Source organism: Streptomyces sp. NRRL S-1022, from assembly GCF_000720135.1.
GTDB lineage: Bacteria > Actinomycetota > Actinomycetes > Streptomycetales > Streptomycetaceae > Streptomyces.
Genome location: NZ_JOIU01000008.1, coordinates 438,399 through 450,071, shown reverse-complemented (window position 1 = coordinate 450,071; position 11,673 = coordinate 438,399). Strand labels below are relative to the sequence as shown.

Annotated in this window: 11 protein-coding genes and 1 riboswitch; of the genes, 6 read left to right on the top strand and 5 right to left on the bottom strand. The window is 72.0% G+C overall.

Translation table 11 applies throughout. From position 1 onward, the window contains the following. Positions 1–45 precede the first annotated feature (45 nt). A complete protein-coding gene (locus tag IG05_RS0112535) occupies positions 46–966 on the top strand; it encodes a CBM35 domain-containing protein (RefSeq protein ID WP_030341995.1) in 921 nt (306 codons plus the stop codon). 460 nt (positions 967–1,426) lie between these two features. Here IG05_RS0112535 and IG05_RS0112530 read toward each other — a convergent pair whose 3' ends face one another. From IG05_RS0112530 to IG05_RS0112520, 3 genes are all read right to left on the bottom strand, one after another. Further along, on the bottom strand, positions 1,427–2,359 hold the full coding sequence (locus IG05_RS0112530; protein ID WP_030341993.1) for a 1-phosphofructokinase family hexose kinase: 933 nt from the start codon (positions 2,357–2,359) through the stop codon (positions 1,427–1,429). A gap of 121 nt (positions 2,360–2,480) precedes the next feature. After that, a complete protein-coding gene (gene nagA, locus IG05_RS0112525; RefSeq protein ID WP_030341988.1) occupies positions 2,481–3,632 on the bottom strand; it encodes an N-acetylglucosamine-6-phosphate deacetylase in 1,152 nt (383 codons plus the stop codon). Continuing rightward, the gene (locus IG05_RS0112520; protein WP_199808306.1) at positions 3,632–4,576 is read right to left on the bottom strand and encodes an ROK family protein; all 945 of its coding nucleotides are present in this window, start codon (positions 4,574–4,576) and stop codon (positions 3,632–3,634) included. Before IG05_RS0112520 ends, nagA begins: the two co-directional genes overlap by 1 nt. Positions 4,577–4,718: 142 nt before the next feature. On the opposite strand from IG05_RS0112520, the gene IG05_RS0112515 reads away from it, so the two are divergent. From IG05_RS0112515 to otsB, 3 genes are read left to right on the top strand one after another with little or no spacing between them, the layout of a single operon-like run. Further along, a complete protein-coding gene (locus IG05_RS0112515) occupies positions 4,719–5,972 on the top strand; it encodes an extracellular solute-binding protein (protein WP_030341985.1) in 1,254 nt (417 codons plus the stop codon). Positions 5,973–6,007: 35 nt separating this feature from the next. Next, a complete protein-coding gene (locus tag IG05_RS0112510) occupies positions 6,008–6,232 on the top strand; it encodes a DUF3263 domain-containing protein (RefSeq protein ID WP_030341984.1) in 225 nt (74 codons plus the stop codon). Between the two features lie 52 nt (positions 6,233–6,284). Continuing rightward, on the top strand, positions 6,285–7,118 hold the full coding sequence (gene otsB / locus IG05_RS0112505; RefSeq protein ID WP_030341978.1) for a trehalose-phosphatase: 834 nt from the start codon (positions 6,285–6,287) through the stop codon (positions 7,116–7,118). Here the strand turns inward: otsB and IG05_RS0112500 are convergent. Both IG05_RS0112500 and IG05_RS0112495 read right to left on the bottom strand, forming a co-directional pair. Then, positions 7,106–8,557, bottom strand: coding sequence for an alpha,alpha-trehalose-phosphate synthase (UDP-forming) (locus IG05_RS0112500; RefSeq protein WP_030341976.1), 1,452 nt, complete (start codon positions 8,555–8,557; stop codon positions 7,106–7,108). The genes otsB and IG05_RS0112500 overlap by 13 nt on opposite strands. Before the next feature lie 85 nt (positions 8,558–8,642). Continuing rightward, entirely contained in the window at positions 8,643–9,587 is a 945-nt protein-coding gene (locus IG05_RS0112495) for a glucosyl-3-phosphoglycerate synthase (protein ID WP_030341975.1), read from the bottom strand. Positions 9,588–9,742: 155 nt separating this feature from the next. Next, a riboswitch (SAM riboswitch) is annotated at positions 9,743–9,885 on the top strand. A gap of 17 nt (positions 9,886–9,902) precedes the next feature. Here IG05_RS0112495 and thrC point away from each other — a divergent pair. Next, complete coding sequence (thrC, locus tag IG05_RS0112490) at positions 9,903–11,186, top strand: threonine synthase (protein WP_030341974.1); 1,284 nt, start codon at positions 9,903–9,905, stop codon at positions 11,184–11,186. After that, positions 11,183–11,458, top strand: coding sequence for a ubiquitin-like small modifier protein 1 (locus IG05_RS0112485; protein ID WP_030341971.1), 276 nt, complete (start codon positions 11,183–11,185; stop codon positions 11,456–11,458). Before thrC ends, IG05_RS0112485 begins: the two co-directional genes overlap by 4 nt. Positions 11,459–11,673 lie beyond the last annotated feature (215 nt).

Genomic DNA, 11,673 nt, shown 5'->3' with positions numbered 1-11,673 from the left:
CAACCCGTACCGCATCCGCCCGCACCTGTTGAGGAGTACCAAGGGATGACGCCCGGCGACAACGGCGCGAGCACGCCCGAGGACGACGACCCGTTCGGCTACCTGTACGCAGACGGCCAGGCCCGGGGAGCCCAGCCGCCGTCCGGCGGCGGTTACGGCTACCCGAACTCGGTCAGCAGAGTGCGTGCGGTCGGCGAGCGTTCCTACGGCGCACAGCAGGCCCCGTACGGCCAGAGCGTCCCCCAGCAGGGGGCCTACGGCCAGCCGAACGCCCACTACCAGGCCCCCGAGACGCTGCCCGGCGGCGCCCCGGCCGGCCGCCGGACCGCGTCCCCCGCGTCCGGCCGCCGCGGCCCCAACACCAAGGGCCTGCTGATCGGCGCGATCGCGGTGGTCGCCGCGGTCGTCATCGGTATCGGCATCGCGATGATCAACGGCAACACGGACGACGACAAGTCCGGCAACCAGGCCGGCTCCACCCCGACCCACTCCCAGACCAGCAGCCCGAGCCCCTCGGGCAGCGGCTCCGCGGCGCCGGGCGAGCTGCCGAAGACGGACGCCAACGCCCTCCAGCTGCTCGGCGGCGCGACCAAGGCGACGGACGTCCCGGGCGCGAAGGCGGCCGGCGGTGTCTACGTGGGCGGCCTGAACACGGTGGGCGCCTCGGTGACCTGGACCGTGAACGTCCCCGAGGAGGGCGCCTACACTCTCCTCGCGCGTTACGACAACCCTGGTGAGGACCAGTCGATGACCCTCACCGTCAATGGTCAGAAGTACGGCAGCGGCTTCAACTTCGCCAACTGGACGCACTTGTCCGACCCGACGAAGGCATGGACCGAGAGCTACGCCTACCCGACCCTGAAGAAGGGCTCCAACACGCTCGCGCTCTCTTGCCAGGCCGGTGACAAGTGCGACGTCCTCTTGGACCAGCTCTGGCTGAAGAAGGGCAAGGTCGGCCGGGGCTGAGGGGCTGCTCCGCCCCTTGGAACGCAGCCATACGGCTTCAGCGGTGGCCGCCGGGGGAATGAGTGCCGACGGCCACCGGGGTGTCTTAACCTATGCGGCCCACGTCAACGCACATGGCGGCCACCCATCCGGTTTTCTGACCCCACCTCACCTTGAACCAGTCGTTGTCGTGCGGTCCGCCCGACCAGCAGGTGTACGAACCCCCGTTGTTCTCGCGAGTGCAGGGGGCATCATGGGTGGTGCACGGAACGTTCACGCTCGGATTGCTGATGACGGTGATCACCGATGCGGAAGTACTCGGCTTGGTTCGAATGGTGAAGGAGTGTCCCTCCTTCATTGAGACACCTCCTTGCTCGGCTGATGCAGGAGTGCCCAGCGAGATTACGAGTCCCAGTGAGGCCACAGAAAGCGGTAAGAGTCGCTTGATGGTCGCCTGATTGAGCATGAAGGTGGTTTCGCGTCAAGTCAGGCTCCACTCCTCACCGGTTACCGACACCTGTCCCCGCAGCTCCTCGTACACGGAGGGGTCGAACTCGCCCGCTGTGGGCGCTCGTACCGTTGCCACCGACAGGGCGACCGCGCGGGTGAGGCGGTCCGGCCAGGGGAGTTGGTCGAGCAGGCCGGAGAGGAGGCCGGCGACGGCCGAGTCGCCGGCGCCGGTGGGGTTGCCGAGTTCGCGGGCCGGCGGGACCGCGCGCCACTGGCCCTCCGGGGTGCCGGCGAGGAGGCCGGCCGGGCCCAGGGAGGCGACCACCGCGTGGGCGCCGCGGCGGCGGGCGTCCTGGGTGGCGCGCAACGGCTCGTGCGAGCCGGTGAGTTCGGCCAGTTCGTCGGCGTTCGGCTTGATGATGTCCGGGCGGGCGGCGACCCCGCGGCGCAGCGGCTCGCCGCTGGTGTCCAGCAGCACCGGGACGCCGGCCGAGCGGGCCGTGCGGACCAGGTTCGCGTACGCCCCCACCGGCACCCCGGGCGGCAGGCTGCCGCACAGTGCCACCGCCGAGGCGCCGGCCAGCAGTTCCCCGTACCGGTCGAGGAAGGCGCCCCACTCGCCCGGTGTGATCTGCGGCCCGGGCTCGTTCAGCTGGGTCGTGTCACCCGACAGGCCGTCCACCACGGCTATCGTGCGCCGGCTCGCCCCGGCGACCGGCACCAGCGCGTCGGTCAGACCGGGTGTGCCGGCCAGCCGCTCGTGTATCTCCCGGCCGGTGGCGCCGCCCGCGAACCCGGTGAGCGTCACCTCGTGCCCGAGGGCGGCCAGCACCCGGGCCACGTTCACGCCCTTGCCGCCGGGCCGCTCGGTGACCTCGGTGACGCGGTGCGAGGCGTGCGGGCGCAGTGACCGTACGTGATAGGTGATGTCGAGAGCGGTGTTCAGCGTGACCGTGAGGATCACCCGGGCCGACCTCCCTCGAAGTCCGTGCGCCTGTCTCGGTTCCGGGGCCTCGATCATGCCAAAGAGACGGCGGCCGGCCCAGTGCGCGGGTCGGCCACCGTCTCCCCGACAGCGGTACGGATCAGGGCAGTTGGGGCGCTATCACCCATTCGCCCTGCCGCATCACGCCCTTCAGGGCGAAGTCCGCGTCCAGCAGGACCAGGTCGGCGTCCTTGCCGGGCTCCAGGGAGCCGATGCGGTCGGCCAGGCCCAGCAGGCGGGCCGGGTTGGCCGACAGGGCGGTCACGGCGTCCTCCACCGACAGCTTGTCGACGGTCACCGCCCGCTGGAACGCGCGGTCCAGGGTGAGCGTGGAGCCCGCGATCGAACCGCCCTCGACCAGCCGGGCCACGCCCTCGCTGACCTCGACCTCCAGCGGGCCGAGCATGTAGCGGCCGTCGCCGGTGCCGGCCGCGTCCATCGCGTCGGTGATGAACGCCACCCGGTTCGCGCCGGCGTGCCGGAACGCCAGCTCCAGCGCGGCCGGGTGCAGGTGGACGCCGTCGTTGATCAGCTCGACCGTGACCCGCTCGTCCTCCAGCAGTGCGGCGATCGGGCCGGGCGCGCGGTGGTTCAGGGCGGGCATGGCGTTGAAGAGGTGGGTGGCGACCGTGGCGCCCGCGTCGATCGCCTCGGCCGTCTGCTCGTAGCTGGCGTCCGTGTGTCCGATCGCCGCGATGACACCGTGCTCGGCGAGCAGCCGTACGGAGTCGATGCCGCCCGGCAGTTCGGCGGCGAGGGTGACCATCCTGGCCTTGCCGCGCGCCGCGTCGATCAGCTTGCGGACCTCGGCCGGGTCCGGGTCGCGCAGCAGCCCCTCGGAGTGCGCGCCCTTGCGGCACGGGGAGATGAACGGCCCCTCGAAGTGGATGCCGGCGATCTCCCCCTGCTCGGCCAGCTCGCTCAGCAGGCCGGCCTGGCGGACCAGCAGGTCCATCTCGTCGGTGACGGTGGAGGCGACGAGGGTGGTGGTGCCGTGGGCGCGGTGCGTGCGGATGGCCGTGAGGATGTCGTCCGGCGTGCCGGAGAAGGAGGCTCCGCCCCCACCGTGGTTGTGGATGTCCACGAAGCCGGGCACCAGCCAGTGGCCGGTGACGTCGAGGACCCGGGCGCCGGCCGGGGCGGCCGCGGCGATGCGCCGGCCGTCCACGACCACGCGGCCGTTCTTCTCCGTTCCGGTGGGGAGCACCACGTTCGCGCCGGTGAGCAGCAGGGTTTCCCGCTCGGTTGCCATCAGGTGCTTACCTCCGGAGTCGTGGGAGTGGCGGTGATCAGGTCGTGCGCGAGCAGCCCCGCACCCAGGCAGCCGGCGATGTCGCCCAGCGCGGCCGGGACGATCGCGGGCGGTTTCTGGAAGGTGATCCGCTGCCGGACGGCGTCCCGCAGGGGCCGGAACAACACGTGCCCCGCCTCGGCCAGCCCGCCGCCGATGATCAGCGTGCGGGGGTCCAGCAGGGTGAGGGCGGTGACCAGTCCGTCGGCGAGCGCGTCGACCGCCTCCTGCCAGACCCGGACGGCGTTCGGGTCGCCGGACGCGACGGCCCGCGCGCAGTCCGCGGCGTCCGCGTCCGGGTCACCGCAGGCCGCGGCCCAGGCCGCGGTGACGGCGGACGCGGAGGCGTACCGCTCCAGACAGCCGCGCTGTCCGCAGGGGCAGGGCTCCCCGCCGGGCCGTACGACGATGTGGCCGATCTCGCCCGCGAAGCCGTGCGCGCCGGCCTCCACGCGCCCGTCGATGCCGATGGCGCCGGCGATGCCGGTGCCCAGCGGCACGAACAGGAACCGGTCCGTGCCCCGGCCGGCGCCGATCCGGCCCTCGGCGAGGCCGCCGGTGCGCACGTCGTGGCCGAGGGCGACGGGCATCCGGAGCCGCTCGGCGAGCAGGGTGCGCAGGGGTACGTCCCGCCAGCCCAGGTTGGCCGCGTAGACGGCGGTGCCGGTCGACTCGTCGACGATGCCGGGGACCGCTATGCCGGCCGCGCCGGCGGGTTCGCCGTACTGCTCGACGCCGTGGGCGCGCAGCTCGGCGGCGAAGTCGAGGATGCCCGCGAGCACGGCCTCGGGACCGCGCTCGCGGCCGGTGGCGCGGCGGGCGCGGTGCAGGGTCGCGCCGTCGTCGCCGACGAGGGCGGCCTTCATCCCGGTACCGCCCACGTCCAGGGCGATGACATGTCTCACCACGTGGCCTAGTGTGACCCTCCCACCCGCGAGAGGTCTAGTCCACTCACGTGGTGTAGACCTTATGTGTCCATATGTTGAACGGTCAGACAGCAGGGTTGGGGCTTTGAGGGTGCGTCGGCTTACGGCAGGAACGATCGCGGTGGTGTCCGCACTGGGCATGACGGCGGTGCTCGGCGGCTGCGGGAGTACGGGGTCCTCCGACGTCACCCTGAGACTCGTCGCCGCCGACTACGGCGACTCCGCCGCCAACAGCTCCAAGAAGTACTGGGACGCCCTGGCCGGGGAGTACGAGAAGCAGCACTCCGGGGTGAAGATCGAGGTCAGCGTCTACTCCTGGAACGACGTCGACCGCAAGGTCAAGGAGATGGTCGACGCCGGCCACGCCCCCGACCTGGCCCAGATCGGCGCCTACGCCGACTACGCCGCCGCGGGCAAGCTCTACCCGGCCTCGGACCTGCTCTCCATCCGCACCCAGGCCGACTTCCTGTCCCAGCTCGCCGACGCCGGCGAGTGGAAGCACACGCAGTACGGCATCCCGTTCGCCGCGTCCACGCGCGTGCTCTTCTACAACAAGTCCCTGTTCGCCAAGGCCAGCCTCACGCCGCCCACCACCTGGGCCGAGCTGGCCGCCGACGCCAAGGCGCTCAAGGCGCAGGGCGTGAAGTTCCCGTACGCGCTGCCGCTCGGGCCCGAGGAGGCCCAGGCCGAGACCATGCAGTGGCTGCTGAGCGGCGGCAACGGCGGCAGCGGCTACACCGACGACGTCGGCACCTACACCATCGACTCCGCCGCGAACGTCGGCACCTTCACCTGGCTCAAGGACGAGCTGGTCGGCAAGGACCTGACCGGTCCGGTCGCGCCCGGCAAGCTCAACCGCGCGGACGCGTTCGCCGCGTTCGCCGACGGCCAGGTCGGCATGCTCAACGGACATCCCACGCTGATCCAGCAGGCCGGGAAGAAGGGCGTGCAGTTCGGCATGGTGCCCATGCCGGGCCGCACCGGCAAGGCCAGGGCGTCCATGGGCGTCGCCGACTGGATGATGGCCTTCAAGCAGAACGGGCACGCCGACCAGATCGGCGACTTCCTCGACTTCGTATACGACGAGAAGAACGTCCTCGACTTCTCCCGGAAGTACGGGCTGCTGCCGGTCACCGGGTCCGCCTCCAACGCCATGGCCGCCTCTGACGCGCCCGCCGACAAGGCCCTGCGCCCCTTCCTTGAGCAGCTGCCCACCTCCGAGCTGTACCCGGTGGGCAAGACCTCCTGGGCGGCGGTCAGCGCGGCCGTGAAGCAGAACATCGGCCAGGCCGTCGCCCCCGGCGGCAGCCCCGCCGGCGTCCTGACCCGCCTGCAGTCCACGGCCACGGCGGCCGACAGCAGCAACGCCGGCTGAGCCCGTTGTCGGTGCCCGCCGCTACGGTGGCGGGCATGGAACTGGGCAGCCGAGAGAAAGCCATCCTCGCCCTGGAGCGCCGCGCCTTCCCCGGCCCCGGCGCGAAGGAGCGGGCGATCCGCGAGGAGCTCGACCTCTCCCCGGTCCGCTACTACCAGCTCCTCAACGCCCTGCTGGACGACCAGCGGGCCCTGGCCCACGACCCGGTCACGGTCAACCGGCTGCGCCGGGTGCGGGAGGCGCGCCGCGCGGAGCGCTGAGCCGATGGGGCCGTCCAGGCGTGAGCGGGCCGGGGGCGGATACTGTCGCGGTATGGATCCTCTGCCCATCCCGCAGACCCAGCCCGGCCGGGACGGCCTCGCCGCCCTGCTCGCGCGGCCCCACACCGCGCTGATCGGCCTGGACTTCGACGGCACGCTGGCCCCCATCGTCGCCGACCCCGAGCAGGCCCGCGCCCACCCCGACGCCGTGCCCGCACTGGCCGCGCTCGCCCCGCGGGTGGCCTCCGTCGCCGTGATCACCGGCCGCCCGCCGGAGGTCGCGGTCCGCTACGGCGGCTTCGCCGGCGTCCCCGGCCTGGAGCACCTCACCGTCCTCGGTCACTACGGCGCCGAACGCTGGGACGCGGCCACCGGCACGGTCACCGCCCCGCCCCCGCACCCCGGCGTGGCCGCCGCCCGCACCGAGCTGCCCCGCCTGCTGGAGCGCGCCGGCGCCGGCGAGGGCACCTGGATCGAGGAGAAGGGCCGGGCCCTCGCGGTGCACACCCGCCGCGCCGCCGACCCGCAGGCCGCCTTCGAGTCCCTGCGCGGCCCCCTCGCCGACCTCGCCGGCCGGCACGGCCTGATCGTCGAGCCCGGCCGCCTGGTCCTGGAACTGCGCCCCCCGGGCATGGACAAGGGCGTGGCCCTCCTGGACCACGCCCGTGCCATCGGCGCCGGATGCGTCGTCTACGCCGGCGACGACCTCGGCGACCTCCCGGCCTTCGCCGCCGTCGACAAGCTCCGCACCGACGGCATCCCCGGCCTGCTCGTCTGCAGCGGCAGCACCGAGGTCACCGAACTGGCGGAACGCGCCGACCTGGTGGTGAACGGCCCGGAGGGCGTCGTGGACCTGCTCAGGACGCTCGCCGCTCAGCTCGGCTGACCGGCCGGCCGGCCGGTCAGCGCGTCCAGCTGGTCCAGGAACCACCGGGCCGGCGGCAGCGCGGTCGCGGCGGCGGCCAGCCGCTCGGAGCGCTCCGCGCGCTCCGCCGCCGGCAGGGCCAGCGCCTCGTGCAGGGCCCGGGCCGTGCCCGCGATGTCGTACGGGTTCACCACGAACGCGTCCCCGCCGAGCTCCTCGTACGCCCCGGCCTCCCGCGACAGCACCAGTGCGCAGCCCTGGTCGGAGACGACCGGGACCTCCTTGGCGACGAGGTTCATGCCGTCCCGGATGGGGTTCACGAGGGCCACGTCGGCCAGCCGGTACGCGGCCAGGGAGCGCGCGAAGTCGTCCTTCACGTGCAGCACGACGGGGGTCCAGCCCGCCGTGCCGAACCGCTCGTTGATCTCCGCCGCGACCCGCTCCACCTCGGCCGTGTACTCCCGGTACACGGCGAGGTCCTGCCGGGACGGGTAGGCGAACGCCACGTGGACGACCTTCTCCCGCCACTCGGGATGGTCCGCCAGCAACTGCTCGTACGCCAGCAGGCCGCGCACGATGTTCTTGGACAGCTCGGTGCGGTCCACCCGGACGATCGCCCTGCGGTCCGGCCCGATCTCCTCCCGCAGCGCCGCCATCCGCTCGTCCACGTCCGGCTCGTGCGCCCGCTTGCGCAGGAAGTCCGCGTCCGCGCCCAGCCCGTGCACCCCGATCTCGGTGCCGGACGGGATGCCGGGCCCGAGCACCGCGTGGCAGCAGTCGGTGAACGCGTCCGCCCACCGCCGGGTCAGGAACGCCGCCCGGTCCGCGCCCAGGATGCCGCCGAGCAGCTCGGCCGCGATGTCGTCGGGAAGCAGCCGGAAGTAGTCCGGCGGCGCCCACGGGGTGTGCGAGAAGTGACCGATGCGCAGGTCGGGACGGAGCTGGCGGAGCATGCGGGGGGCGAGGGCCAGGTGGTAGTCCTGGATCAGCACCGCCGCGCCCTCGGCCGCCTCCTCGGCCAGCGCCTCGGCGAACGCCCGGTTGTATGCCTCGTAGGAGCCCCACTGCCGACGGAACTCCGCGTCGAAGACCGGCTCCAGCGGGGTCTGGTACAGCATGTGGTGGACGAACCAGAGCACCGAGTTGGCGATGCCGTTGTACGCCTCGGCGTGCACGCTCGCGTCGATGTCCAGCATCCGCACCCGCTGCCCGCCGGTCTCCTCGGCCGGCAGCAGCCCGCCGTCCGCGCGCCGCACGGCCGCCCGGTCGCCGTCGCCGAGCGCGGCGCACACCCACACCGAGCCCGCGTCCGAACCGATGGCGGACAGTCCCGAGACCAGCCCGCCACCGCCCCGTCTGGCGTGCAGCGAGCCGTCCTCGCCCACCTGGTAGGAGACCGGTCCGCGATTCGACGCGACCAGCACCCGGGCCTTTTCAGCAGCAGCACGCGTGGAAGCCATACGCCTCAACCTAGCCCGGCCCGTAAACACTCAAACGTGCGCTCCGCCCGGCGGGGGCCGGGGCGGGGAACCGTATACGCAGTGTTCACGCCACCTTCCGCTCGGCGTACTCCGCGATCTCCACCATGGGCGGCCGCTCCTCGGTGTCCACCGAGTAGGTGCGCGGCTCGAACCCGTCCTCGCCCCGCACGAACTGCGTGAGCGAGGGCCGGACGAGGTGGCCGCGCGCGAGCCGCAGCTGCGCCGTGCGGTAGATCGCCGCCGCCATCCGGCCGAGGGCCTGCCCGTCCTGGTGCCGGTGCTTGCGCACCCCGAGGTCCACCTGGGCCAGCGCGTCCAGGCCGGCCAGGTGCAGCGCGTCGACCAGCATGCCCAGCTCCACGCCGTAGCCCACGGGGAACGGCAGCTGTTCCAGCAGGGAGCGGCGGGCCGCGTACTCGCCGCCCAGCGGCTGCACGAACCCGGCCAGCTGCGGCCAGTGCATGTTCAGCAGCGGACGGGCCATCAGTTCGGTGACCCGGCCGCCCTGCCCGGAGGCACCGGCGAGCGGGCGGTCGTACATGCCCTTGACCAGGTCGACGTCCGGTTCGGTGAGCAGCGGGCCGATGATCCCGGTGACGAAGTCGGAGGAGAACTCCCTGAGGTCCGCGTCGACGAAGCAGACGATGTCCCCACCGGTCACCAGCAGCGAGCGCCACAGCACCTCGCCCTTGCCGGGGACGGGCGGGATGCGGGGCAGGATCTCGTCGCGGTGGACGACCCGGGCGCCGGCGCGCGCGGCGACCTCGGAGGTGCGGTCGGTGGAGCCGGAGTCGACGACGACGATCTCGTCCACGAGCGGCACCTGTTCCACGAGGTCGTGCCGGATCACCGCGACGATGTCGCCGACCGTCTCCTGCTCGTTGAGCGCGGGCAGTACGACGCTGATCGTCTGGCCCGTGCGTTGCTTGGCCGCCATGACCTGGTGCAGCGGTCGGTCGGCCACGGACCAGGAGCGGGTGCTCAGCCAGCGCTCGACTTCTTCCAGCACGGTCGGCGGCTCCTCACTGTCACGACCACACGTCACCGTGTGATCCATCTCGCGCTTCGGACGACTATCTCAACTGTCCTGGCCTTCGGTTACAGTCTTGAACAACGCCGATGACCATCGCATGTCGGGGGTCGCGGGCGTCCACAACCGAATACCGCTCATCCAGAGGGGCAGAGGGACACGGCCCGATGAAGCCCCGGCAACCCTCCAGTCGGCTCTCGTCCTCACAGCGAGGCTCCCGGCTAGGGAAGGTGCCAAATCCGTCTCACGGCGAGATGCGTCGTGAGGAAGATGAGGAGAAAGGGCCTCGCCTCCATGGCTGTGCAGACAGTTGCCACCTCCAGCGAAACCACCGTCGACCTCGGCCCCGCCGCCGCCTTGAGCTGTCGCGAGTGCGGTCACCGCGTCCCGCTCGGTCCGGTCTTCGCCTGTGAGGAGTGCTTCGGCCCGCTCGAAATCGCCTACGACTTCTCCGGCTACGACACCGAGGAACTGCGCCGGCGCATCGAGGCCGGCCCCGCGAACATCTGGCGGTACGCCCCGCTGCTGCCCGTCCCGGCGGACGTCACCGACAAGCCCAACCTCAACCCCGGCTGGACCAAGCTCGTCAAGGCCGACAACCTGGCGCGCGAGCTGGGCGTGACCGGCGGCCTGTACGTGAAGGACGACTCCGGGAACCCGACCCACTCCTTCAAGGACCGGGTCGTCGCCCAGGCCCTGGAGGCCGCCCGCGCCTTCGGCTTCACCACGCTCTCCTGCTCCTCCACCGGCAACCTGGCCGGTGCCGTCGGCGCCGCCGCCGCCCGGGCCGGCTTCCGCTCCTGCGTGTTCATCCCGCACGACCTGGAGCAGGGCAAGGTCGTCATGGCCGCGGTCTACGGCGGTGAGCTGGTCGGCATCGAGGGCAACTACGACGACGTGAACCGCTTCTGCTCGGAGCTGATCGGCGACCCGGCCGGCGAGGGCTGGGGCTTCGTCAACGTCAACCTGCGGCCGTACTACGCGGAGGGCTCCAAGACCCTGGCGTACGAGATCTGCGAGCAGCTCGGCTGGCGGCTGCCCGACCAGATCGTGGTCCCGATCGCCTCCGGCTCCCAGCTCACGAAGATCGACAAGGGTCTCCAGGAGCTGATCAAGCTGGGTCTGGTGGAGGACCGGCCGTACAAGATCTTCGGTGCGCAGGCCGAGGGCTGCTCGCCGGTGTCCACCGCCTTCAAGGCCGGTCACGACGTGGTCCGCCCGCAGAAGCCGAACACCATCGCCAAGTCCCTGGCCATCGGCAACCCGGCCGACGGGCCGTACGTCCTGGACATCGCGCGCCGCACCGGCGGTGCGGTGGAGGACGTGACGGACGCGGAGGTCGTGGACGCCATCAAGCTGCTCGCCCGCACGGAGGGCATCTTCGCGGAGACCGCCGGCGGGGTGACCGTGGGCGTGACGCGCAAGCTGATCGAGAGCGGACAGCTGGACCCGGCCCTCACCACCGTCGTGCTCAACACGGGCGACGGCCTCAAGACCCTGGACGCGGTGGCCGGGACCGGCCTCACCGCCACCATCCGCCCGACCCTGGACTCCTTCCGAGAGGCTGGCCTCGCATGAGCGTGACCGTTCGCATCCCCACCATCCTGCGCACCTACACCGGCGGGCAGGCCGAGGTCGCCGCCGAGGGGGCGACGCTCGGCGAGGTCATCGCCGATCTGGAGAAGAACCACACCGGGATCGCCGCCCGGGTCCTGGACGACCAGGGCAAGCTGCGCCGGTTCGTCAACGTGTACGTCAACGACGACGACGTCCGTTTCGAGCAGGGCCTGGACACGGCGACCCCGGAGGGCGCCGGCGTCTCGATCATCCCGGCGGTCGCGGGCGGCTGAGCGGCACGCACATTACCTTCGGTAACCGTGGTTACCGATTGTTCATCGGATTGCCCCCTCCGTAAGAGAAGCGGAGGGGGCAATTCAGTGTGATTGAGCGCGGTAGAGTTGGGGAACACGGCCCCGGCGCCCGGGCCGAAAGCCCTGGGATCATGCCGGGCGGCCCGACAAGAAGTAGCCAAAGTGTGCGGGTCGTCTGAGGCTTTTGCGGCTTT

Coding starts and splice junctions, on each gene's coding strand:
- IG05_RS0112485 (WP_030341971.1), top strand. CDS start 11,183: ATGAGCGTGACCGTTCGCATCCCCACCATCCTGCGCACCTACACCGGC.
- IG05_RS0112535 (WP_030341995.1), top strand. CDS start 46: ATGACGCCCGGCGACAACGGCGCGAGCACGCCCGAGGACGACGACCCG.
- otsB (WP_030341978.1), top strand. CDS start 6,285: ATGGATCCTCTGCCCATCCCGCAGACCCAGCCCGGCCGGGACGGCCTC.
- IG05_RS0112500 (WP_030341976.1), bottom strand. CDS start 8,557: ATGGCTTCCACGCGTGCTGCTGCTGAAAAGGCCCGGGTGCTGGTCGCG.
- thrC (WP_030341974.1), top strand. CDS start 9,903: ATGGCTGTGCAGACAGTTGCCACCTCCAGCGAAACCACCGTCGACCTC.
- IG05_RS0112510 (WP_030341984.1), top strand. CDS start 6,008: ATGGAACTGGGCAGCCGAGAGAAAGCCATCCTCGCCCTGGAGCGCCGC.
- nagA (WP_030341988.1), bottom strand. CDS start 3,632: ATGGCAACCGAGCGGGAAACCCTGCTGCTCACCGGCGCGAACGTGGTG.